The organism is Kaistella treverensis (assembly GCF_900114045.1).
In the GTDB taxonomy this organism is placed as follows: Bacteria; Bacteroidota; Bacteroidia; order Flavobacteriales; family Weeksellaceae; genus Kaistella; species Kaistella treverensis.
Genome location: NZ_FORQ01000001.1, coordinates 956,427 through 978,106, shown reverse-complemented (window position 1 = coordinate 978,106; position 21,680 = coordinate 956,427). Strand labels below are relative to the sequence as shown.

25 protein-coding genes are annotated in these 21,680 nt (G+C 39.3%); 13 read left to right on the top strand and 12 right to left on the bottom strand.

From position 1 onward, the window contains the following. The first annotated feature begins 247 nt into the window (after positions 1-247). On the top strand, positions 248-2,905 hold the full coding sequence (gene alaS, locus BMZ55_RS04615; RefSeq protein ID WP_089819060.1) for an alanine--tRNA ligase: 2,658 nt from the start codon (positions 248-250) through the stop codon (positions 2,903-2,905). A gap of 188 nt (positions 2,906-3,093) precedes the next feature. Here the strand turns inward: alaS and BMZ55_RS04610 are convergent, their stop codons facing one another. The 4 genes from BMZ55_RS04610 to BMZ55_RS04595 all read right to left on the bottom strand — a co-directional run bounded on the left by BMZ55_RS04610 (position 3,094) and on the right by BMZ55_RS04595 (position 6,261). Beyond that, positions 3,094-3,330, bottom strand: coding sequence for a hypothetical protein (locus BMZ55_RS04610; protein WP_039343723.1), 237 nt, complete (start codon positions 3,328-3,330; stop codon positions 3,094-3,096). 87 nt (positions 3,331-3,417) lie between these two features. Further along, entirely contained in the window at positions 3,418-3,915 is a 498-nt protein-coding gene (locus BMZ55_RS04605) for a GNAT family N-acetyltransferase (RefSeq protein WP_089819056.1), read from the bottom strand. A 12-nt stretch (positions 3,916-3,927) separates the two neighbouring features. Further along, on the bottom strand, positions 3,928-5,133 hold the full coding sequence (locus tag BMZ55_RS04600) for a metallophosphoesterase (RefSeq protein WP_089819054.1): 1,206 nt from the start codon (positions 5,131-5,133) through the stop codon (positions 3,928-3,930). 60 nt (positions 5,134-5,193) lie between these two features. After that, a complete protein-coding gene (locus tag BMZ55_RS04595; RefSeq protein ID WP_089819052.1) occupies positions 5,194-6,261 on the bottom strand; it encodes a 3-oxoacyl-ACP synthase III family protein in 1,068 nt (355 codons plus the stop codon). Positions 6,262-6,362: 101 nt separating this feature from the next. Between BMZ55_RS04595 and BMZ55_RS04590 the strand changes: the two genes are divergently transcribed. The 6 genes from BMZ55_RS04590 to rny all read left to right on the top strand — a co-directional run bounded on the left by BMZ55_RS04590 (position 6,363) and on the right by rny (position 11,036). Continuing rightward, complete coding sequence (locus BMZ55_RS04590) at positions 6,363-6,932, top strand: hypothetical protein (protein ID WP_089819051.1); 570 nt, start codon at positions 6,363-6,365, stop codon at positions 6,930-6,932. A 9-nt stretch (positions 6,933-6,941) separates the two neighbouring features. Then, a complete protein-coding gene (gene ubiE / locus BMZ55_RS04585; protein ID WP_089819048.1) occupies positions 6,942-7,661 on the top strand; it encodes a bifunctional demethylmenaquinone methyltransferase/2-methoxy-6-polyprenyl-1,4-benzoquinol methylase UbiE in 720 nt (239 codons plus the stop codon). A 1-nt stretch (position 7,662) separates the two neighbouring features. Next, positions 7,663-8,451: a type IX secretion/gliding motility protein PorT/SprT gene (porT, locus tag BMZ55_RS04580; RefSeq protein ID WP_089819046.1), complete on the top strand. Its 789-nt coding sequence runs from the start codon at positions 7,663-7,665 to the stop codon at positions 8,449-8,451. Between the two features lie 146 nt (positions 8,452-8,597). After that, positions 8,598-8,900, top strand: coding sequence for a hypothetical protein (locus tag BMZ55_RS04575; RefSeq protein WP_089819044.1), 303 nt, complete (start codon positions 8,598-8,600; stop codon positions 8,898-8,900). Next, positions 8,900-9,187, top strand: coding sequence for a cell division protein ZapA (locus tag BMZ55_RS04570; RefSeq protein WP_039343735.1), 288 nt, complete (start codon positions 8,900-8,902; stop codon positions 9,185-9,187). The genes BMZ55_RS04575 and BMZ55_RS04570 overlap by 1 nt, the downstream gene beginning before the upstream one ends. Positions 9,188-9,461: 274 nt before the next feature. Beyond that, a complete protein-coding gene (rny, locus tag BMZ55_RS04565; RefSeq protein ID WP_089819043.1) occupies positions 9,462-11,036 on the top strand; it encodes a ribonuclease Y in 1,575 nt (524 codons plus the stop codon). 161 nt (positions 11,037-11,197) lie between these two features. Here rny and BMZ55_RS04560 read toward each other — a convergent pair whose 3' ends face one another. Then, on the bottom strand, positions 11,198-11,665 hold the full coding sequence (locus tag BMZ55_RS04560; RefSeq protein WP_089819041.1) for an acyl-CoA thioesterase: 468 nt from the start codon (positions 11,663-11,665) through the stop codon (positions 11,198-11,200). Between the two features lie 105 nt (positions 11,666-11,770). Between BMZ55_RS04560 and BMZ55_RS04555 the strand changes: the two genes are divergently transcribed. After that, positions 11,771-12,124 (top strand): arsenate reductase family protein, encoded by a 354-nt coding sequence (locus BMZ55_RS04555; RefSeq protein ID WP_089819039.1) that lies wholly within the window; start codon positions 11,771-11,773, stop codon positions 12,122-12,124. After that, positions 12,121-12,357, top strand: a complete 237-nt coding sequence (locus tag BMZ55_RS04550) for a hypothetical protein (protein WP_143068745.1) — start codon at positions 12,121-12,123, stop codon at positions 12,355-12,357. Before BMZ55_RS04555 ends, BMZ55_RS04550 begins: the two co-directional genes overlap by 4 nt. Before the next feature lie 118 nt (positions 12,358-12,475). Here the strand turns inward: BMZ55_RS04550 and BMZ55_RS04545 are convergent, their stop codons facing one another. The 3 genes from BMZ55_RS04545 to idi all read right to left on the bottom strand — a co-directional run bounded on the left by BMZ55_RS04545 (position 12,476) and on the right by idi (position 14,776). Further along, the gene (locus BMZ55_RS04545) at positions 12,476-12,922 is read right to left on the bottom strand and encodes a hypothetical protein (protein ID WP_143068744.1); all 447 of its coding nucleotides are present in this window, start codon (positions 12,920-12,922) and stop codon (positions 12,476-12,478) included. A 102-nt stretch (positions 12,923-13,024) separates the two neighbouring features. Continuing rightward, positions 13,025-14,104 (bottom strand): glycine cleavage system aminomethyltransferase GcvT, encoded by a 1,080-nt coding sequence (gcvT, locus tag BMZ55_RS04540; protein ID WP_089819034.1) that lies wholly within the window; start codon positions 14,102-14,104, stop codon positions 13,025-13,027. 162 nt (positions 14,105-14,266) lie between these two features. Beyond that, positions 14,267-14,776 (bottom strand): isopentenyl-diphosphate Delta-isomerase, encoded by a 510-nt coding sequence (gene idi, locus BMZ55_RS04535; protein ID WP_089819033.1) that lies wholly within the window; start codon positions 14,774-14,776, stop codon positions 14,267-14,269. A gap of 200 nt (positions 14,777-14,976) precedes the next feature. On the opposite strand from idi, the gene BMZ55_RS04530 reads away from it, so the two are divergent. Both BMZ55_RS04530 and BMZ55_RS04525 read left to right on the top strand, forming a co-directional pair. Next, the gene (locus BMZ55_RS04530) at positions 14,977-15,378 is read left to right on the top strand and encodes an LNS2 domain-containing protein (protein WP_039345765.1); all 402 of its coding nucleotides are present in this window, start codon (positions 14,977-14,979) and stop codon (positions 15,376-15,378) included. A 6-nt stretch (positions 15,379-15,384) separates the two neighbouring features. Continuing rightward, positions 15,385-16,344: a D-2-hydroxyacid dehydrogenase gene (locus BMZ55_RS04525; protein ID WP_089819031.1), complete on the top strand. Its 960-nt coding sequence runs from the start codon at positions 15,385-15,387 to the stop codon at positions 16,342-16,344. 121 nt (positions 16,345-16,465) lie between these two features. On the opposite strand, the gene mscL is transcribed toward BMZ55_RS04525, so the two are convergent. Next, positions 16,466-16,837: a large conductance mechanosensitive channel protein MscL gene (gene mscL / locus BMZ55_RS04520; RefSeq protein ID WP_089819029.1), complete on the bottom strand. Its 372-nt coding sequence runs from the start codon at positions 16,835-16,837 to the stop codon at positions 16,466-16,468. A gap of 133 nt (positions 16,838-16,970) precedes the next feature. Between mscL and BMZ55_RS04515 the strand changes: the two genes are divergently transcribed. Next, a complete protein-coding gene (locus BMZ55_RS04515; RefSeq protein WP_089819028.1) occupies positions 16,971-18,485 on the top strand; it encodes an NAD(P)H-hydrate dehydratase in 1,515 nt (504 codons plus the stop codon). 27 nt (positions 18,486-18,512) lie between these two features. On the opposite strand, the gene lgt is transcribed toward BMZ55_RS04515, so the two are convergent. Together lgt and yidD are read right to left on the bottom strand one after the other, a co-directional pair. Continuing rightward, positions 18,513-19,382, bottom strand: a complete 870-nt coding sequence (gene lgt / locus BMZ55_RS04510) for a prolipoprotein diacylglyceryl transferase (RefSeq protein ID WP_089819026.1) — start codon at positions 19,380-19,382, stop codon at positions 18,513-18,515. 31 nt (positions 19,383-19,413) lie between these two features. Continuing rightward, positions 19,414-19,653, bottom strand: a complete 240-nt coding sequence (gene yidD / locus BMZ55_RS04505; protein WP_089819024.1) for a membrane protein insertion efficiency factor YidD — start codon at positions 19,651-19,653, stop codon at positions 19,414-19,416. A 98-nt stretch (positions 19,654-19,751) separates the two neighbouring features. On the opposite strand from yidD, the gene BMZ55_RS04500 reads away from it, so the two are divergent. Beyond that, entirely contained in the window at positions 19,752-21,029 is a 1,278-nt protein-coding gene (locus tag BMZ55_RS04500; RefSeq protein ID WP_089819022.1) for a replication-associated recombination protein A, read from the top strand. Positions 21,030-21,201: 172 nt separating this feature from the next. Here BMZ55_RS04500 and BMZ55_RS04495 read toward each other — a convergent pair whose 3' ends face one another. Then, positions 21,202-21,624: a hypothetical protein gene (locus BMZ55_RS04495; protein ID WP_089819020.1), complete on the bottom strand. Its 423-nt coding sequence runs from the start codon at positions 21,622-21,624 to the stop codon at positions 21,202-21,204. Positions 21,625-21,680: the final 56 nt, after the last annotated feature.

Sequence of the window (21,680 nt, the reverse complement as noted above, 5' to 3'; positions counted from 1 at the left end):
TTTGTTTCCTTTGTGCAAATATGAGGCAGAATTCTTAATTATTAAAACGGAATTTTCTATGACCGTCATTTCATTAAATAAAATTTACTTCATTGTCATCTACGAAAAATTCCGTGCTAAAGATTACTTTTTTTAGGTTTTTCTAAAAGCTGAAGCATTTAAAAGCTGCGGTAATTTTCAAAAAACAATATTCCCGAATCACTTCAAAAATCCGTAAATTTGCGAACTTATCATTAAGCCAAACCTCATGACTTCACAAGAAATAAGACACAAATTTTTAGAATTTTTTAACGAAAAAGGCCATTTAATTGTTCCTTCCGCGCCGATCGTCCTGAAAGACGACCCGACTTTGATGTTTTCAAACTCCGGAATGACGCAATTTAAGGACTATTTTTTAGGATACAAAACGCCGAAAGCCCCGAGAATTGCAGATACGCAAAAATGCTTACGCGTTTCCGGTAAACACAACGATCTCGATGATGTTGGCCGCGACACTTATCACCACACCATGTTTGAAATGTTGGGCAACTGGTCTTTTGGTGATTATTTTAAAAAAGAAGCCATTGATTTTGCGTGGGAATTATTGACACAGGTTTATAAGATTCCGAAGGAAAATTTATATGTAACGATTTTTGAAGGCGACACTTCAGAAAATTTAGATCGTGATAATGATGCTTACAATTTCTGGAAAGCGCACATTTCTGAAGATCGAATTATTAACGGTAATAAAAAAGATAATTTCTGGGAAATGGGCGAGAGCGGACCGTGTGGGCCGTGTTCCGAAATTCATGTTGATATTAGATCTGAAGAGGAAAAAGCAAAAATTTCCGGTTTGGAGCTCGTAAATAATGACCATCCGCAAGTGGTGGAAGTCTGGAATCTGGTTTTCATGGAATATAACCGAAAAGCCGATGGCAGTCTGGAAAAATTACCGGCGCGCCACGTAGACACCGGAATGGGTTTCGAAAGATTGTGTATGGCTTTGCAGGGAAAAACTTCGAACTATGACACCGATGTTTTCACACCATTAATTAAAAAAGTGGAGGAAATATCCGGTAAAAAATACACCGGAATTTTAGACGACGAAAAAGATATAGCCATCCGCGTTTTGGTTGATCATATCCGTGCGGTTTCGTTCGCGATTGCCGACGGTCAGCTACCTTCAAATGGTGGTGCGGGTTATGTAATTCGCAGGATTTTGCGTCGCGCGATTTCATATTCTTATCGTTTTTTAGGCATTAAAGAGCCATTTTTATTTGAATTGGTCTCGGTTTTACGCGCTGAAATGGGAGATTTTTTTCCGGAATTGGTGAAACAGGAAAAGTTGGTAACTGAAGTTATTAAAGAAGAAGAAACTTCATTTTTGAAAACCATCGAACATGGTTTAAAAAGAATTGATTTAATCATCACCGAAACCTTGTCTAAAAACGAAAAAACCTTGCCCGGCGCAGCAGTTTTCGAACTGTACGATACGTATGGTTTTCCGGCGGATTTATCCCGAATTATTGCGGAAGAAAAGCAGTTGACCGTGGATGAAAAAGGTTTCGATGAGGAAATGGAAAAGCAAAAGCAACGTTCCAAAAAATCATCGGCGCAGAAAGTTTACGACTGGGTTGTGCTTGAAGAAAAAGCTGAAACTTTTGTTGGTTACGACCAAATAGAAACTGAAACATACATTACGCGTTACCGGAAAGTTGAAAATAAGGACGGCGAATTTTACCAGATTGTGCTGTCAAAATCGCCTTTTTATCCGGAAGGTGGCGGACAGATCGGCGATAAAGGAATTCTGATTCCGAGCTATACCGAAGGTTTTGATATTGCGAATCCGAGCGTTTTTAATATTACGGATTGTAGCGAAATCATCGAAGTTTTAGAAACAAAAAAAGAAAATAATCTTATTATTTCCTTAATTAAAAATTTACCAAAAGACGCGGGCGCGGTTTTTTACGCCAAAGTAAATGATTCCGAACGGCGAAATTCTCAGGCAAATCACTCGGTAACACACCTTTTACACGAGGCGCTGCGCGAAGTTCTCGGAACACACGTGGAGCAAAAAGGTTCGTTTGTGAGCCCGGAATATCTGCGTTTTGATTTCTCGCATTTTTCTAAAATTTCCGAAGAAGATTTGAAATTGGTGGAAGATAAAGTCAACCAGAAAATTAAACAAAATATAGCTTTGCAGGAATTTCGTGAAATTCCGATGACGGAAGCGATTGACAAAGGTGCAATGGCGCTTTTTGGTGAAAAGTACGGCGACAAAGTGCGTATGATTCAGTTCGGTTCTTCAAAAGAATTATGTGGTGGGACACACGTAAAATCTACGGGTGAAATCGGTCATTTTAAAATTCAGAATGAAAGCTCTACCGCCGCGGGAATCAGAAGAATTGAAGCGATTTCGGGTGATAAATCCGCAGAATATTTTAGTGGTTTAGAAAATGAAATCAAGGAAATTTCCGGTTTATTGAAATCAAAAGATTTAGCAAAATCTGTTCAGAAACTTATTGAGGAAAATTCAGCTTTAAAAGCGGAGCTTGAAACATTTAAAAAAGAAAGAGCCAAAGGCGAAACCGCAAACTGGAAAAACGATTTTGTAGAAAAAGGCGATAAAAAACTGTTGGTGAAAAAAGTTTCTTTAGACGCGGCGAGCGTAAAAAATATCGTTTTCCAACTTAAAAAAGATACACCAAATTCTGTAATCGTCATCATTTCAGATGCAGACCAAAAACCGCTGATTACCGTTGGTGTTTCCGCGGATTTGGAAGCGAAGTATAATGCGGGAAATGTCGTGAAGGATCTGGCGAAAGAAATCCAAGGCGGCGGCGGTGGAAATCCGGGCTTTGCAACTGCCGGCGGAAAAAATCTTGAAGGCATTGAAAACGCCTACCAGAAAGCACTGCAATTATAAAAAAAATTAGCCTTTTAAACGGCAAATTTTTCTGATTTATAAAAAACAAAAATCCCGAATAATCGGGATTTTTTGTTTTTTCATCTGTGTTTTTTAAGTCATCTTTTTTCGATCATTTGCGTCTTTGATCATCTGTGTTTTTGAATCATCTGTGTTTTTGAATCATCTTTTATAGAGCGTGTGTTTTTTTATTTATTGCTGTTTCCCCGTGCAACCAGCGCGATGATAACGATTAAAACAAGAGCACCAATTACCCAAACTAACGGATTGCTCATCCAGTCCCCACCAGCCATTCCACCATCGGTATTCACATCTACCTTTAGGTCAGGTGCGGTTTCCTGAGCTTTAACTAAAATTACAGCAAAGTTTGCCATTATTGCTAATGCAAGCATCTGAATCTTGGTGAATAAATTGGAACGTGTCATCTGTTTTATGTTTTTAATGTTGTTACAACCTCATATTCTAAAATCGTACCAAAATTAACAGTTACACATTTTTTTCTTAAAATGATCTTAATTAATAAAGCATTCCATCAGGTAATCGTCCATCACAAAACCGTTTCCAATATCGAAAACGCCTTCCTCATAGATTTTAAATCCTTGTGATTCGTAGATTTCTATAGCAGGATTGCTTTTGTTTACATTTAAAATGATGCGCGTATCACCATTTTGCTGAACCTGCAATTTTAAAAACTGAAGTGTTTTTTTTCCCAAACCTTTTCCTTTAAATTCCTCAAGCAAATAAATTCGGTGCAGTTTGGTCGTTTTTTCTTCATATTGATATTCAAAACCGATGAAGCCCGCATTTTCGTTTCCGACTGAAATCAAGTAATAAACGTAATTTGGATTTTGAAGCTGTCGCGAAATTTCTTCTGCGGAATACATTTCCCGCAACATATAAAAAATTTGTTCTTTGGACAGGATATTTTTGTAAGCAGAATTCCAGGATTTCTCCGCCAATTCCTGGATAAGCGGAATGTCTTCAGCAGTTGCTTTTTTAAAGGTGCACATTTTAAACCGATTTTAGGAAAGTTCGATAAGCGTAATTTCCGGTTCAATCCCGACACGGCCTGGATAACCGATGACACCAAAACCGCGGTTCACGTAAAGGAATTTGCCGTTGCTTTCATACAGATCCGCCCATTTTTTATAGCGGTATTGCACCGGCGACCAACGCACGTTTTTCAGGTCGATACCGAACTGCATGCCATGCGTGTGCCCGGAAAGTGTTAACTGAACATTTGACGGATGGTTTTTCACCACTGCATCAAAATGCGTAGGATCGTGGCTCATTAAAATTTTTGCCGCTTCTAAGGGGATATATTTCGAAGCTTTATCCAAATCACCGTATTGCGGAAATGGTTTTTCGCCCCAATTTTCTACCCCTAAAATGAACAGTTTTTCTCCGTTTCTATCAATGATGCGGTGTTCATTTCGCAACATTTCAAAACCTGCTTTTTTCTGTAAAGCAATTAATTTCGGAACATTCTGGGCTTTTTCCTGTGCGGAATTCCAGTCACCGTAATCGCCGTAATCGTGATTTCCGAGAATTGAAAATTTTCCGTCTTTCGCCTGAATACTGGAAAATAACGGCACAAAAGGCTCAAATTCCGTAGAATAATTATTCACCATATCTCCGGTGAAAAGCACCAGATCGGCTTTTTGGTCATTAATTAAATCAAAAGCATGCTTTAGTTTTTCCGGATGAAAAAAACTTCCGGCATGCACATCGGAAATCTGCACAATTCGATAACCTTTAAAGCTTTGCGGTAAACCTTTGATTTTAATTTTTACTTTCCTGACGGTGTGGCGGTATTTTCCGAAAATAATTCCGTCAAGAAAAAGTAACGATAAAACCGCGGCGCTGCCCAGTCCGAGCACGCTGATAAAAGTCCGACGTTCGGGAAGAAAAGTATCACCGGAAATGAATTTTTGCGAAAAGAAGAAAAATCCCCGCACCAAATCTTCCAAAAATAGGAAAAACAAAACGAATAATTTCGGCAGGAAAAATACCAAAAATACCGATGCCACCAACTGTACGCGGTGATGATCACGGTCTGTTCTCTTAAAGTTCAGTACTTCGTAAATGAAAAACAAATAGACCGCGATGGTCACCACCCAATAACCCACGCGAATCCACTGGTTGTTGGTAATGGTTTTAAATGCCTGGTAAACGTAAAATTCCAGCGCAAATAAAATTCCGGTAAAAATTAATATATTTTTCTGCATTTTTTTCAAGAAAAAAGCACAAAATCTATTTTGTGCTTTCTGTATTTTTTAGTTATAATTTTATGGAAACCTGTATACCAGCGCGTTTATATTCATGCCGGCGCCTACAGAAGCAAAAACCACATTGTCTTTCGACTTAAAGTTGTGCGGTGCCATTTTTCCTTTTTGTATGAGATCAAACATAGTAGGAATCGTTGCAACCGAAGAATTTCCAAATTGCTGAATTGTCATGGGAGCGATGTCATGGTCGTAATCGGTAATTCCATATAGTTTATAAAGTCGTGAAATCATCGCATAATCCATTTTCGCATTTGCCTGGTGAATCAGGATTTTATTAATATCAGCGATGTCTAAATTCGCTTTTTCAATCGTTTCTTTTACTGCGACCGGAACATTTTTCAAGGCATATTCGTAAATTTTTCGCCCATTCATGCGGATATAAAGTGGCCGTTGATCCTCATCTTTTTTTAGCGACGGCGCATAATCCAAATAGAGCAGCTCGTCCTGATTATCACAAATTGAAGAGTCTGCAATAATTCCCACATTTTCTTCATCAGTTGCTTTCACTACGACTGCGCCGGCACCGTCGGCAAAAATCATTTTATTGCGGTCAAAAGGATCGGTTACGCGGCTTAAAGTTTCAGAACCTACCACGAGAATCAGTTTGGCTTTTTTCGCTTTAATCAACGTGTCAGCCAAAATCAAAGCTTCTACCCAACCCGGACAGCCGAAAACCATATCATAATTTACGGTCTTTCTGTTTTTAATACCAAGTTTGTTTTTTAGTCGCGATGACATTGAAGGCACAAAATTAGGCGCTCCGTCTTTATTTACTTCTCCGTAATTACTTGCGTAAATAATATAATCGAGTTCTTCCTGATCAATATTAGCGTCTTCGATTGCTGCTACTGCGGCGCGGTGTCCTAAATCTGAATTAAATTCGTCATCTTCCAAATACCGCCGGTTTTCAATTTCCGTAATCTCAATGAACTTCTGTATAATTTCTTCGTTAGGTTTCTCAATCTTTTCTCCTTCGTCGGTATAGAAAACGGAATCCATGAAATAATCTTTACCGATGATCTTTGTAGGAAGGTAACTTCCAGAGCCTATAATGATTGTGTTGGGCATATGTAAATGAAAAATTTAAGGCAAAGTTAACAATTAATATTGTATCGCCGAGAAACAAAATTATTATTAAATTTGTGAAACTTTTTGACCAGAATACAGTTATGAAAATCAGTCCCTCAACCAAAGGTTTAATTTTTTCGCTTCTTACCGTTTTGGTGGCTTTTGGGATTTATTTTCTCTTTTTGGCGAAAAAAAATTATTATCTGGTTGACAATCCTACGGAAAATACCTTCTATTTTAAAATTAATAACGGCGACGAAAAAATAATTTCCGCAGGCCAGAAAGTAGAAGTAGATTTAAATAAGGGCAAAAACAATATTAAAGTTTTTGATGCTCAGAAAAAAGTGCTGTACGATTCCGGTTTTGTGGTGAATAAAGACCGCGGATTGCTGAATATCGCGCATCAGGATTATTATATTAATGAGCAGTTTTACGGCTACGGCTTAAACCGAGATTCGCTGATTGCTGCCAGAAAACCCACGGAAATAGACGGAAAATTGTACGTAAACACTCCGCAGCGGTTTAATAAGCTTTATACGGACCAATTTTACTATAATATTGATGAAGATTACGATAAAGTGATAAAAAATGTCCAAAAAGTGGAGTCGCGCACCAAAATTTTCCGGAAAGAAGATTTCCTGAAATACTACAAAGAATATTATCAATTTTAATCAGATACCTTGAAACAAGTTACGCCTTATAATACAGAAGCCGGCAAAAAGAAAGAAGTCGAAGATATGTTCGACAATATTGCGCCAAAATATGATTTGCTGAATCACGTACTCTCGATGAAAATTGATGTTCTGTGGCGGAATACCTTGGTGAAATGGATGAATAAAGACCAGCCAAAACTTGTTTTGGATGTCGCAACAGGCACGGGAGATCTTGCCATTGCAGTGCAACGAGGCACTGGTGCAATAGTTACCGGCCTCGATCTTTCCCAGCAAATGCTGAACGTGGGAATTGAAAAAATCAAGAAAATCAATCTGGATAATCAAATTGATATGATGAAAGGCGATGCGGAAAATTTGCCTTTTGAAGATAATAAATTTGACGCCGTTTCCGTTGCTTTTGGAGTGCGGAATTTTGAAAATCTCGAAATTGGTCTTGCTGAACTGAAAAGAGTAGTGAAGGAGCAAAAAAGCGTTTACATCCTGGAATTTTCAAAGGTTGAAGGTTTTTTAGGCCCTTTTTACATGTTTTATTTCAAAAATATTTTGCCGCAAATTGGCAAGCTAGTTTCCAAAGATAATCGCGCTTATACTTATTTGCCGGATTCTGTGAACGCTTTTCCTTTCGGTGAAAAAATGAAGAATATCCTGCTAAAAGTTGGTTTCCAGAAAGTGGAATACAAGAAATTAAGCCTGGGTATTGCAACAATTTATAAAGCAACCAAATAGTATGTGGAACAAACTCTTTAAAATCAATATCATCGCGGCGCTGCTTTTCGGCACGCTGTACGAGGCGCAGATGTTCCGCAACAAAAACCGCATGGACAATCTGGAAGGTTTTGATAATCAGAAATTCAGCTATGGTTTTTTCCTTGCAGGAAATAATTTTGACTACAAATTGGTTCTTGATCCGACATTTGGGATGGACGGAAACAAAAGTTTGGTTCAGTCAAAACCAACCTATAGTTTTGGTGCAGGGTTAATTGGAAAATTCAGATTAAGTGAAAATTTCGATTTACGGATAGAACCAGGTTTGCAGTTTGTAGAACGCGAACTCTATTTCGATACCAAATCTAACAACGACCAATACGCTGCCGGGACTCCAGCAAATCCAGCTTTCACACCTGTTACTTTGTCCGATGCTGATAAACTGCGAAAAATTAAATCCACCTATGTGGACATTCCGATTTTGCTTGAAGTGCACGGTGACCGCTGGTACAATTCTCGACCTTACGCCGCAGCAGGTGTAAATTACATGCTAAACTTACAGTCGAATACAAACAGCGAAGACGATAACCAACAGGGAATTTTCCGTACCACAAGCGGCAATTTTGCTTGGTCAGCAGAAGTTGGTATCCAATTCTATTTCAGCAGGTTTAAACTAACTCCGGGTTTCCGCGGCACATTTATGGTTAACAACGAGCTGGTAGCCGACAATCCGACCACGCCGCCCTATTGGACAGATGCTTTGGCAAGTGTAAAAACGCGCGCCTTGATGTTTGTTTTAAAATTTGAATAAGAAATTTCAAAAAATATCAAAAGGGAAAATCTGCGGGTTTTCCCTTTTTTTTATTTCAAAATTTCAAAATTAGTTCCGGAGAAATCCGCTAATCCATTTATTTTTTTATATTTTTGCTCCAGAGTTAGAATAAATTAACCTGAAAAATGCTTAGTGATTTAGAAAATAATTTTTCGTTGCTGGAGAAAAAAATCTTTGCTGTAAGTAAGAATTTTCAAAACCTTAACGAGAAATATAAAGAGCTGAATCATGAGCACCAGGAGCTGAAGGAACGTTACGAAGAGGAAAGGAAAAAAAGTCAGGTTTTAGCAGAAGAACAGAAAAATATTAAACTTTATTCCGCAATTTCCGGTAATCCCGATCACAACAGATTGATGAAAAACCACATCAACCGCTTGATCAAGGAAGTGGATTACTGTATTGCAGAACTTCAAAATACCGGTTTGTAATGGATGTACGAAGAATTACAATAACAATCGCCGGCAGAAGTTATCCGCTGAATGTGCCTTCTTCCGAGGAAGAAATCCTGCGAAAAGTAGGAAAGCAAATCGACGGAATGATTAAAGATTTTGAAAAGAATTTTGACGTTAGAGATAAACAGGATGCCCTGGCAATGTGTGCCCTACGTTTGGGAACCAACGCCCAGGTCGCCGAACTCAATAACGATAAAAATATAAATGCTTCCGTGGAGCGGTTGAAAAACATCAACCAAATCCTGGAAGAGCTGGAAAAGTAGATTTTTCTTTTCCGCAAAAAACTGCCTACAATAGTTCTAACACATTACAGGTAAACTCAACGCTAAACAATTACCGGACAAAAGTTCACTTAATGGCGCGCCGACTTGCTCGGATTACAAAAAGTGAAAATCAGTTCAAATCGTGTTGATTAGGAGTTTACTCTATATCATTGAATTGTTGTAGGCTTTTTTATTTTAAAACCAAAAAATTCGGCCTTAAAACAGCAGATTTTTTACAATTAAAGAAATTAAAACTATTAAAAATTAAACATATATGACAACAACAATCGCTATTATTATAGGCATTGTTTGTCTGGCAATAGGAGCGCTTTTGGGATATTCATTCTCTAAAAGCTCCCTGAATTCCAAGGCAAAATTCATCATCGACGATGCTAAAAAAAATGCAGACAACCTTTTGGAAAAAGCTACCGTGCAGGCAGAATCCATTAAAAAAGAAAAACATCTGCAGGCAAAAGAAAAATTCATGGAGCTGAAATCGCAGCACGACGCCGACATCAACGCTCGCGAAAAAAAGATGCAGGATGCGGAAAAAAGAGTAAAAGACAAGGAGCAGAAACTGAATGATGAACTGAGCAAAACCGGAAAACTTGAAAAAGATCTGGATCGCCAAATCGCCGATTACAGCAAAAAGAACGAAATTATCGACAGAAAGCAGCAGGAATTAGATGCTGTTACCGCTCAAAAAGTGGAAATTTTAGAAAGAATTTCCGGCTATTCCGCCGAAGATGCAAAAAACGAATTGGTAGAAGCTTTAAAAGCGGAAGCCAAAACTAAAGCGCAGGCGCACGTACAGAATATCATGGCAGAAGCGCAGCTTAATGCGAAGCAGGAAGCAAAAAAAATCGTCATCCAGACCATTCAGAGAATTGGTACAGAGCAGGCGATCGAAAATTCGGTTTCTGTATTTAATATTGAATCCGATGAAGTTAAAGGTAGAATTATCGGCCGTGAAGGTCGGAATATTCGTGCTTTAGAAGCTGCAACTGGTGTTGAAATTATTGTTGATGACACGCCGGAAGCCATTTTGCTTTCATGTTTTGATCCTGTCCGTCGTGAAATCGCGAGACTTTCTTTGCACCGTTTGGTGACCGACGGACGAATCCACCCGGCGAGAATAGAAGAGGTGGTGGACAAAACCAAAAGACAAATTGAAGAAGAAATCATCGAAGTTGGTAAAAGAACCGTTATCGATTTGGGAGTACACGGTCTTCATCCGGAATTGGTGAAAATCGTCGGTCGCATGAAATACCGTTCGTCTTACGGACAGAATTTATTACAGCACTCGCGCGAGGTGGCAAACATCGCCGCTACAATGGCTGCAGAACTTGGTTTAAATGTAAAACTCGCAAAAAGAGCCGGTTTGTTACACGATATTGGCAAGGTTCCGGAACAGGAATCCGAATTGCCGCACGCCCTTTTAGGAATGCAGTGGGCGGAGAAATTTGGTGAAAACCCGGAAGTGATTAACGCCATTGGTGCTCACCATGATGAAGTTGAAATGACATCATTGCTTTCACCGATTATTCAGGTTGCTGATGCGATTTCTGGTGCAAGACCGGGCGCCAGACGTCAGGTTTTGGAATCTTACATCCAAAGACTGAAAGATTTGGAAGCTGCAGCTTTAAGCTTTGATGGCGTTTCCAGCGCGTACGCGATTCAGGCCGGCCGCGAACTTCGCGTCATGGTAGAAAGTGGAAAAGTGAACGACGATCAGTCGGCGCAGCTTTCCTACGACATTTCCGAAAAAATTCAAAATGAACTTACCTATCCGGGTCAGGTGCGCGTTACCGTAATTCGCGAAACCAGAGCGGTAAATATTGCCAGGTAAAAAGGCATTTTTTCCTAAAATATAAAAACTCCTTTCAAAATTTTGAAAGGAGTTTTTTTTAGAAAATTCTAAGCTAAAAGAAGCTTTTTTTTTGTTTTTTCTAAAGAGATTTAAAATAGATTGCTAAAAAATTCCGCGTTAAAAGCAGCTTTTTTTTGCTTTTACTCAAAAAACGGTTTCATCTCTTCTTCGATGTTTTTACGTAAATCCATCAATTTCACCGCGTATTTTTCCATTTGCTTTTCCTGCTCGGTTTGTGGCGCAAACTTCGAAACTTCCATCGAATTTCCTTCGTCATCCACCGCCACAAAAACAATAATGCAGTGCGTTTTCTTTTCGAATTCCTTCCGCTTAATATTCCGCGAAAAAACGTTAATCGCAATGTGCATGCTGGTTCTTCCGGTATAGATGACTTCAGCTTCCACTTTCACAATATGCCCGATTTTTATGGGCGAATAAAACCGGATTCCACCCACGTAAACCGTGACGCAATAGCTGGAACTCCACGAACTCGCGCATGCGTAACCCGCTTGGTCAATCCATTTCATCACGCTGCCGCCGTGCACATTTCCACCGTAATTCACATCGCTCGGCTCTGAAATAAATTGAAAAACTGTTTTGGTATTCATTGGAAAATTTTAATAATTAAATTTAAGCCTTTTTAATCAGGAATTTAAGCAGGAAAGTTTCTGAAAATTACCTGCTAATGAGCCGGATTTTCTATTTTTGTCTATATGAAGAAAGTTTTTTACTTGAAAACCTGCGGAACCTGCACCAAAATTTTAGCAAAATTCGATCTTACAGATTGGGAACTTCGCGAAATCAAAAAAGATCCGATTACAGCAGAAGAATTGGAACAAATGTATGCGCAAACTCAATCTTACGAAGCACTTTTCAGCAAAAGATCAACCCAAATAAAAGCCAGAAATATCGAGGTAAATTCTTTAAAAGAAAATGATTTCAAAAATCTTATTCTCGATCATTATTCCTTTCTAAAACGTCCGGTTTTCCTTACCGATGTTCAAATTTTCATCGGTAATGAAAAGAAAAATATAGAAAACCTGGAAAATTTTTTCGGCGCTAAATGATGAGATTTTTCCTTTTTATCTTATTCTCTGTTCAGCTGTCCGCGCAAACGGTGTACAAAACGCCAAGCGGCGCGAAATACCATTTAGCCTCCTGCCGAATGGTGAAAAATGTCTCGTCTTCACTTCCTTTAGAAAAGGCACTGAAAATCGGACTTCAGCCCTGCAAAATTTGTGATCCGCCCTTTCGCGCGGTTTCCGGCATTATGTTAAAACCAAAAAAAAGGCTGGAGTAAATTCTGCCAACCAATGTATAGAACGCACAAAACCGGCGCGCGCTATAAGCGGAAAACGCGGATAGGAAACGATTTCCGTTTCCAGCATTTACCGAAAAATTAAAAAAATGCTGTTTAATTAATGATTTTTCTTTTCCAGCATATTGTAAACGCCGATCGTAACCAACGCTCCGAAAAGGTAATAACCAGTCGTCATCCACTTTTTCTGGTCGGTGTTTGTGGCTTTATTATTTCCTAAAAAGTGTTCTGCCAAACCAATAGTTCCGGCTGCACCTAAAAGCCCGGTTCCTACGGTTTTACCAATGATTTCCGAAGTATTTGTGGAAGTTGCTAAAGTTGAAAATAACATGGCGTTCGACAGAATATTCCCACCCATCGCCGCGGCGTAAACTTTCTCGTCATCGGCGTCGTAAATATCCAGATTGTCCATGGATTCTTCCACCATTTTTTCACCGACCTGGTCTAAATCCGGTGCATTATCCATGTTTTTTTTGAAAATTTGGTGAACTGCTGTAAGTGCTAAAGAACCGGCCAAACCGGCGATACTTCTGTTAAGTGCTGACATAATTTTATTATTTTTAATTGTCGGGAAAACAGCGAAAAAGATGCCACACAAAAAAAGCAGCTGACGAATCACCTGCTTTTTTAATCTATAAATCGAAAAATTTTAGACAAACGGTGTTTTTACTACTTTTGCCCGCACATTTTTATTGCGGATTTGGATGAAAATATCCGAATCAACTTTATTGTGTCCGGTCGCTACGTACGCCAAACCAATTCCGATGTTTTTCATCGGGCTCATGGTTCCGGAAGTTACTTTTCCGATTTCATTTCCTTCGGAATCTACAACTAAATAATCATGTCTTGCGATCGCTCTTTCCTGCATTTCAAAACCTACGAGTTTTCTTTTAATTCCTTCCTCTTTTTGTTTCGCAAAATATTCTTTGTCCACAAAATCCTTATCAAATTTGGTGATCCAGCCTAAACCTGCTTCGAGTGGGGAAGTGGTATCATCAACGTCATTTCCATACAGGCAAAAACCTTTTTCAAGTCTTAGTGTATCACGTGAAGCCAGTCCGCACGGCAACAAACCGAATTCTTCACCCGCTTCCACAATTGCTTCCCACAGTTTCACAGCGTCTTCATTTTGGAAATAAATTTCAAAACCGCCGCTTCCGGTGTATCCTGTATTCGAAATAATGACATCAGAAACGCCCGCAATTTTTCCAACCGTAAAATGGTAATACGGAATTTCCGAAAGGTTTATATCTGTAATTTTTTGCAGCGTTTCAGTCGCTTTCGGGCCTTGTATTGCCAACAAAGACATTTCATCCGACGCATTCGTCAGTTTTGCCCCGAATTTTTCATTGTATTTCGAGATATGCTCCCAGTCTTTGTTGATATTCGAAGCGTTCACCACCACAAAATATTTTTCAGCGTTCATGCGGTAAACGATCAAATCGTCCACAATTCCGCCATTTCCGTTCGGCATGCAGGTATATTGCGCTTTCCCGTCTTCCAGCGCGTCTACATTATTGGTTCCCACAAACTGAAGCAAATCTTTCGCGGTTGGTCCTTCCACAAAAAACTGGCCCATATGCGACACATCAAAAATTCCGACTTTTTCGCGTACCGCAAAATGTTCCTGCGTAACACCGGTATATTGCACCGGCATTTCAAAACCGGCAAAAGGCACCATTTTCGCGCCCAGAGAAACATGTTTTTCAAACAAAGGAGTTCTTTTCATATATTTTTATTTTTTCAGGAGCAACCTGAGTTTAGCATCTTTTGAAGATTGTAACCCGCTGTCCGCTTTATCTCTTTGGCGCTGTCGCGCCCGCAGAGGATGCCGCTTCCATCGGGGCTGGAAGTTCTGTCCGTCATCTTTCCGAACGGCAAAAACCTTTTTTTATAAGTGGTGTTTATATTCCTGAAGAATTATTTTAAACCATTCCGTAAAATGCTCTGGGTTGGCTTTCATTTCTTCATCCAACTTTTCCATGGAAATATAGCGGACTTCAGAAACTTCATCTTCATTCAGCTGAAATTCACCGTTATAAATTCCGGTAAAAACGTGGTCGAGTTCGTGTTCGAATAAATTTCCGCCCACATCCGCTTTATAAATAAAATGGAATTTCGGCGTTAATTCAGCCATAATTCCCAGTTCTTCCTTTAAACGCCGCTGTGCAGCATTCAGATAACTTTCCCCAGCCCGCGGATGCGAACATACGGCATTGGTCCACTGGTTCGGCGAATGGTATTTTCCCGCAGCGCGTCGCTGCAGCAAAACTTCACCTTTGTCGTTAAACAAAAAAACCGAAAAAGCACGGTGTAAAATTCCGTTTTCGTGTGCCTGCATTTTATTCATGACGCCTAGAATTTCGTCCTTTTCAGAAACTAAAACCACTTGTTCTTCCATATCACACAAATTTAAGTTTTAAAAATTAGGTACTCAAATTTTTGTGAAATTTTAATAACCCAACCATTAAAAATCACCGGTTACAAGTAATGTTATCTTACGTTTTCTGGCAGATTTTATGGCATCCATTTGCGGAATTTTAGATTTATATGCCTGTGAACCAACGAAAATTTGTAATTTTGCTCCTTAAAATTCAAGCGATGGAATTAGAATATAAAGACCATTTAAGCCCGATGTTGAAGGGCGATATCAAGAACTATCTTATTGATATCGACGGCACCATAACCGATGATGTACCCAATGAAGAGCCGGAAAGAATGGTGGATTGCGAGCCCTATCCGGATGCGCTGGAAACCATTAACCGCTGGTACGACCAGGGGCATATCATCTGCTTTTTTACATCGCGTACAGAGAACCTGAAGCAGATTACCATCGACTGGTTAGATAAACACGGGTTTAAATATCACAGCGTTTTGTGCGGAAAACCGCGCGGCGGAAATTATCACTGGATCGATAACCATTTGGTCAGAGCAACAAGATACAAAGGAAAATTCACCGATTTGGTTGAAAAACAGGTCACCATTGAAGTATTTAATGATTAAGGAAGAATGAAGATTTTAGCAAACGACGGATTAGACCAATCAGGGATCGATGCCCTAACCGAAAAGGGTTTCGAGGTAATTACTACTAAGATTCCCCAGGAATTGTTAGTGGATTACATCAACGAAAATAATATCAGAACAGTTTTAGTAAGAAGCGCGACACAGATTCGCAAAGATTTAATCGATGCATGTCCGTCGATCGAAATTATCGGTCGTGGTGGTGTAGGAATGGATAATATTGATGTGGATTATGCACGATCGAAAAATATTCACGTAATCAACACGCCGTCAGCATCATCTGAATCTGTGGCGGAATTGGTATTTGCTCATTTGTTTTCCGGTGCTAGGTTTTTGCCGGATTCTAACCGCAAAATGCCCGTAATAGGCGATTCCGAATTCGCGAAACTCAAAAAATGTTACGAAAAAGGAATTGAACTCCGCGGTAAAACCATAGGCATCATCGGAATGGGAAGAATCGGCCAGGAAGTGGCAAGAATAGCCCTCGGTTTAGGGATGCGTGTAATCGCGGCAGACAGTAATGTAGGCAGAGCAAGTATTAAAGTTAAGTTTTACAATAATCAGTTCATTAATGTTGATATTGAAACCGAGCCGCTTGAAGGAGTTTTAAAACATGCTGATTTTATCACCCTTCACGTTCCCGCGCAAAAAGATGGCTACATGATTGGTGAAGAGGCATTTGCGCTCATGAAAGAAGGCGTAGCTATCGTCAACTGTTCCCGAGGTGGAGTTATTGACGAAGAAGCTCTGGTTGCAGCATTGAATTCCGGTAAAGTTGCGTTCGCAGGGCTGGATGTTTTTATGAACGAACCCACTCCGTCAAAAGAGATTCTAAATCATCCGAAAATCTCCCTTACTCCGCATACGGGAGCTTCGACTGTAGAGGCGCAGGACAGAATTGGACTGTCGCTGGCTGAACAGATTTGCAGCATTTTGCAGGTATATTAGGAAAAAATATGTTTTAACAAATAATGAAACACGCTTTACGGCGTGTTTTTTTAGTATTCAATACAGGTAGCAAAAACAAAAACCCGGAAGATTCCGGGTTTAGTTTTTTATAATGATACAGTTATTTATTCTTCAAAAGGTCGCGGATTTCTGCAAGCAAAACTTCTTCATTGCTAGGTCCTGCTGGAGCTTCTACTGCAGGTTTGTTTACTTTATTCACCGCTTTGATCAGCATGAATAATACCATGGCAATAATTAGGAAACTGATGATTGCAGAGAGAAAATTTCCGTATTTCACCCCATTCCAAGTCAATTCCGAAATATTTTTCAAGTTTGCCGCTTCCAAAGCAGGGTTAAGCAATAGTGGAGTGATAACATCATCTACAAATGAAGTGATAATTTTACCAAAAGCACCGCCAATTATAACGGCAACAGCCAAATCCACTACATTTCCTTTAAATGCAAATTCTTTAAATTCCTGTACAATTCCCATAATATTAGTTTTTAATTTAATAATTTAATCAAATTTAGAAATTTGCTTTAAATAACCCCAATTTTTTTTGATTTATTATGCTGATATTTCAGCAGTTGGATATTTTGTAAATTTATAATCCAAATTACCTGATATGAATATTTTTTCAGCACGCGAAATCTACGAATGGGAAAAATTTACGATAAAAAAAGGTAATATTTCCGCACTTCAGCTCATGGAAAAAGCTGCGAAATGTTGCTGTAACTGGATCACCGACCGGTTTTCTACCACTTCAGAAATGCTAATTTTTTGTGGCGCCGGAAATAATGCCGGCGACGGTTTTGCGCTCGCGCGGCTGCTTTACCAAACCGGATTTAATATCAAAATTTTCACCGACAGCTCGAAAAAATTCACCGAAGAAGCCGAAATAAATTTCCAGCGCTGCAAAGAAATTTCTGGTATTGAAATTCAGGATTTTTCGGCCTTAAAGCAGCTAAAAAATACTGAGAGCGCAGTTATAATCGATGCGCTTTTTGGTTTGGGAATTAACCGTGCTATTCAAGGTCCGGTCGCGGAAGTCATTTCTTTTTTGAATGAATTGCCTGGAACCAAAATCGCGCTTGATTTGCCTTCGGGCCTATTTGCTGAAGAAATTTCGGCTGAAAATGCCGTAATTTTTCAGGCCGATTACACCTTGACTTTTCAGGTGCTGAAAAAAGCGATGTTGCATCCCGAAAGCGCGCCATTTTGTGGCGAAATCCACATTATGGATATCGGTTTAAACCCGGATTATTGTCTTGAAAACCCAACTTTAGAAAATACAGTTGATGAAAATTTAATTCAACAAATTTATAAACCACGGAAAAATTTCAGCCACAAAGGAAATTTTGGAAAATCACTGCTTATAGCCGGAAGTTTTGGTAAAATTGGTGCCGCTGTTTTAGCAACAAAAGCTGCTTTAAAAGCCGGTTCAGGTTTAACTTTCATTCTTGCGCCAAATTGCGGTTATGAAATTCTGCAAATTTCTTGTCCGGAAGCGATGTTTATTTCGGGCGGTGAAAAGTCAGTTGAAAATATTGTGAGTGATGATGAATACAGTATTGGAATTGGTCCCGGACTTGGTACTGCTAAAGCAACCGATATAGGACTTTTGAACTTTCTGAAAAGCTATTCAAAATCGCTTATTGTGGACGCTGATGCTTTAAATATTCTGGCTAAAAACGCCGAAAATTTTCAGTTTATACCGAGAAATTCCATTATCACGCCGCACCCGAAGGAGTTTGAAAGGCTTTTTGGTAAAACTGAAAATTCATTTGAGCGCACAACATTAGCTCAAAAAAAAGCCGCTGAACTGGGTATTTTTATCGTTTTAAAAAATCATCACACCCAAATTATTTCACCGGCTGGCGAAGTTTTTTATAATCTTACCGGAAATTCCGGCATGGCAAAAGGCGGCAGTGGTGACGCGCTTCTCGGGATTTTAACCGCACTGGTAGCGCAAAATTATTCACCGCTAAATGCCGCAATTTTTGGTGTTTGGCTTCACGGAAAAGCGGGCGATTTCGCGGCAGAAAAATATTCAAAAGAAGCCACGCTGCCTTCCGATCTTATCGATGAACTTGGAAATTGCTTTAAATATTTAGAAAAAAAATCCTCTCAGCAAAACTGAGAGGATTTTAATATTTTAAATTAAAATTTAATCTGGTTTAGAATTTTCTTCTACAGTAATCATTCGCTTTTTAGACGTCAGCATGATGACAAAACCGGCAATCATAAACGGTATTGATAAAACCTGCCCCGTATTCAAACCAGCAAACTGGATGAATTCATCGCCTTGTGGTTCTTTCAGAAATTCCACAAAAAACCGAATTGCCCACAACAAAATGAAAAACACGCCAAATAACCAGCCTTGCTGATATTTCTTGTTGGTGTAGCGGTATAAAATCCAAAGCAAAATGAAAAGCAGAAAATAACCGCCCGCTTCGAAAAGTTGGGTAGGATAGCGCGGTACAATTGCGCCATATTCGGAGCTTTGCTGTGGAAACAAAACTGCGAATGGTGAATTTTCCGGCGCCGGTTTTCCAATGATTTCAGAATTAAAGAAATTTCCGATTCTTACAAAAGCACCGCCCAAAGCTACCGGAATCCCGATTCTGTCGTACACCCAAAACGGATTTTTATGAATGATTTTATAAGCGTAATAAAGTGTCGTGAAAATTAAAGCAATGGTTGCGCCGTGACTTGCTAAACCGGAAAATCCTGTAAATTCAAGCTGCGGTTTTGTGCGGATTGGCAGAAATACAGACCAGAAATCCTGCTGAAAAAGTTCCGGCTGGTAAAAAATGACGTGTCCGATTCTCGCTCCGAAAATGGTTCCAATTAATGTCCACGTAAAAAGCGGCTCTACATATTTTACATTCACTCCGTCAATCTTGTAGATTTTCGTCATCAGCATATAGCCCAGACCGAAAGCTAAAATAAACATCAAACTGTAATAATGGAGTGTGATTGGTCCCAGATGAATTCCGGTGGAAGGATCCCAGGTCGTGTATAAAAATGTGAGCATAATATTTTGGTTTTTTTAAGGTAAAAAGAGGCTATTTTTTGCTTCTTGGCGGAACAGGATCGTAACCTTCGCCGCCCCACGGATGGCAGCGGCCGATTCTTTTGGAGCCGAGCCACAATCCTTTAAAAGGTCCGTGTATGCGCAGCGCTTCAATCATGTAAGAGGAGCATGTTGGCGTATATCTGCAGCTGTTCGGCAGAAGAGGCGAGATCACCATCTGATAAACACGGATAAGAAAAATAAGAGGAAAATTGATGATTTTATTCAACATGCGTTGCAAAAATAACTAAATAGTTTAAATTTGTTCCAAGTTTCCGAGGAAACTTCTGTTTTTCAAATTTCCCAGTTTCACATTTCAATTTTTAGGTTTTGGATTCCAACACGCCGCTTGCCGAAAAACTGCGCCCGAAAACTTTAGATCAGGTTTTGGGACAGGATCACCTGACCGGAAAAAACGGCCCGATACGGAAAATGCTGGAAAATGATACCTTAAAATCGCTTATTTTCTGGGGTCCGCCCGGAACCGGAAAAACTTCTTTAGCAGAAATTATTTCAGAAACTTCCGGACGGAAATTTTACAAACTTTCTGCGGTTTCCAGCGGTGTAAAAGACATCAGGGAAATCATCGAAGAAGCTAAAAAGCAAAATCTTTTTTCAGGCAAATCGCCTATTTTATTCATCGATGAAATTCACCGCTTCAACAAGTCGCAGCAGGATTCGCTTTTGCACGCGGTGGAAAAAGGTTGGGTGGTTTTGATGGGCGCTACGACCGAAAATCCTAGTTTTGAAGTAGTTTCTGCCTTGCTTTCGCGCTCGCAGGTTTATATTTTAAAAGCTTTAGACTACGAAAAACTGGAAGAACTCATCGGAATTTCTTTGAAAAGATATAACGAGGAAGAATCGACACATTTTGAAATTGAAGATTACGAAGCTTTCATCCAGTATTCCGGTGGCGATGCGCGGAAACTTATAAACGCGGTTGAAAATGTGTTGAATCAGTTTAAAAATTCGGCTAAATCATCGATAAAAAACGAAGATGTGCTGTCGGTTTTACAAGAAACGATGGCGCTTTACGACAAAAATGGCGAGCAGCATTATGACATTATTTCCGCTTTTATAAAATCAATGCGCGGATCTGATCCCAACGGAGCGGTTTACTGGCTCGCGCGGATGTTGGTCGGTGGTGAAGATATTAAATTTATTGCCCGAAGAATGGTGATTTTAGCTGCGGAAGATATCGGGTTGGCTAATCCAAACGCTTTGGTCATGGCGAACAATTGTTTTCAGGCAATCAATGTTATCGGAAATCCTGAAGCAAGAATTATTCTGAGTGAAACGGCGGTTTATTTGGCAGTTTCACCAAAAAGCAATTCTACTTATGTCGCGATAAATGATGCGATTGCAAAAGTTAAGAAAACCGGAAATCTGCCGGTTCCACTGCATCTGCGAAACGCGCCAACGAAACTGATGAAAGATTTGAATTACGGTAAAAATTACGATTATGCACATTCGCACGAGGGAAATTTTGTGGATTTAGAGTTTCTTCCAGACGAATTGAAAGGCACCAGTTTTTACACACCAGGAAAAAATTCTACAGAAAATAAAATTGCCGAACAGTTGAAACAGAAATGGAAAGATAAATATTAGAAAAAAGCCGTTAAAACCGGCTTTTTTTGTGTTTTACCAGAATGGGAAAAAACAGCTTTTTAGCTGCCAATTTTCTTAAAATGAAAAAATATGATGTTTAAGCAGCCAAAAAAAATCTGCGCCGGCGGCACAGATTCTTAAACAATAAAAAATAATTTAGTATAAAAGTGTTTTATAATTCGTTGATTGAATTCGCGGAAACCGACATTTCCGGCATCGCATAAATTTGAGATTTTGCACGCATTTCCACCATTTTCTTGATGTTATTTAGATCTTTCGCTTCTTCGATGGTCATATCTTTAAATTCATAAATTTTGACCGCTTTATTTTTTTTGAAAGAATCCTGAACATTTGCAAATTCCTCTTCGTTGCGCACTTCTACGCTGGTAATAAGATTGTCATTTGAAGCAGAAACTTCTCGTTCTGCGGTTCCCAACAATTTTTTCCAGAAATTTCCTCTCGCGCCGGCAGTATGTTTCGCTGCGCTTTTGTAAATAAGGTAATTCTGGTTTTTGATTCCTGACTTTTCTAAACCTTCGGCCACGTCTTTAATGTTTTCCGGACTTGGAAAAAGACCAACAATCGTGTAATTCATAATAAAAATATTTGTGTTATTAAATTCTATGCAAATATACTTTCAATTTATTCCGA

Bases quoted from the DNA above. Each gene is read 5' to 3' on its own strand.
- BMZ55_RS04610 (WP_039343723.1), bottom strand. From the start codon at position 3,330: ATGACACGTTCCAATTTATTCACCAAGATTCAGATGCTTGCATTAGCA.
- mscL (WP_089819029.1), bottom strand. From the start codon at position 16,837: ATGGGAATTGTACAGGAATTTAAAGAATTTGCATTTAAAGGAAATGTA.
- yidD (WP_089819024.1), bottom strand. From the start codon at position 19,653: ATGTTGAATAAAATCATCAATTTTCCTCTTATTTTTCTTATCCGTGTT.
- BMZ55_RS04545 (WP_143068744.1), bottom strand. From the start codon at position 12,922: ATGTCAGCACTTAACAGAAGTATCGCCGGTTTGGCCGGTTCTTTAGCA.
- BMZ55_RS04600 (WP_089819054.1), bottom strand. From the start codon at position 5,133: ATGCAGAAAAATATATTAATTTTTACCGGAATTTTATTTGCGCTGGAA.
- BMZ55_RS04525 (WP_089819031.1), top strand. From the start codon at position 15,385: ATGAAGATTTTAGCAAACGACGGATTAGACCAATCAGGGATCGATGCC.
- BMZ55_RS04555 (WP_089819039.1), top strand. From the start codon at position 11,771: ATGAAGAAAGTTTTTTACTTGAAAACCTGCGGAACCTGCACCAAAATT.
- BMZ55_RS04605 (WP_089819056.1), bottom strand. From the start codon at position 3,915: ATGTGCACCTTTAAAAAAGCAACTGCTGAAGACATTCCGCTTATCCAG.
- porT (WP_089819046.1), top strand. From the start codon at position 7,663: ATGTGGAACAAACTCTTTAAAATCAATATCATCGCGGCGCTGCTTTTC.
- alaS (WP_089819060.1), top strand. From the start codon at position 248: ATGACTTCACAAGAAATAAGACACAAATTTTTAGAATTTTTTAACGAA.
- lgt (WP_089819026.1), bottom strand. From the start codon at position 19,382: ATGCTCACATTTTTATACACGACCTGGGATCCTTCCACCGGAATTCAT.
- gcvT (WP_089819034.1), bottom strand. From the start codon at position 14,104: ATGAAAAGAACTCCTTTGTTTGAAAAACATGTTTCTCTGGGCGCGAAA.
- BMZ55_RS04515 (WP_089819028.1), top strand. From the start codon at position 16,971: ATGAATATTTTTTCAGCACGCGAAATCTACGAATGGGAAAAATTTACG.
- BMZ55_RS04590 (WP_089819051.1), top strand. From the start codon at position 6,363: ATGAAAATCAGTCCCTCAACCAAAGGTTTAATTTTTTCGCTTCTTACC.
- BMZ55_RS04550 (WP_143068745.1), top strand. From the start codon at position 12,121: ATGATGAGATTTTTCCTTTTTATCTTATTCTCTGTTCAGCTGTCCGCG.
- BMZ55_RS04560 (WP_089819041.1), bottom strand. From the start codon at position 11,665: ATGAATACCAAAACAGTTTTTCAATTTATTTCAGAGCCGAGCGATGTG.
- rny (WP_089819043.1), top strand. From the start codon at position 9,462: ATGACAACAACAATCGCTATTATTATAGGCATTGTTTGTCTGGCAATA.
- BMZ55_RS04530 (WP_039345765.1), top strand. From the start codon at position 14,977: ATGGAATTAGAATATAAAGACCATTTAAGCCCGATGTTGAAGGGCGAT.
- idi (WP_089819033.1), bottom strand. From the start codon at position 14,776: ATGGAAGAACAAGTGGTTTTAGTTTCTGAAAAGGACGAAATTCTAGGC.
- BMZ55_RS04575 (WP_089819044.1), top strand. From the start codon at position 8,598: ATGCTTAGTGATTTAGAAAATAATTTTTCGTTGCTGGAGAAAAAAATC.
- BMZ55_RS04495 (WP_089819020.1), bottom strand. From the start codon at position 21,624: ATGAATTACACGATTGTTGGTCTTTTTCCAAGTCCGGAAAACATTAAA.
- BMZ55_RS04595 (WP_089819052.1), bottom strand. From the start codon at position 6,261: ATGCCCAACACAATCATTATAGGCTCTGGAAGTTACCTTCCTACAAAG.
- BMZ55_RS04570 (WP_039343735.1), top strand. From the start codon at position 8,900: ATGGATGTACGAAGAATTACAATAACAATCGCCGGCAGAAGTTATCCG.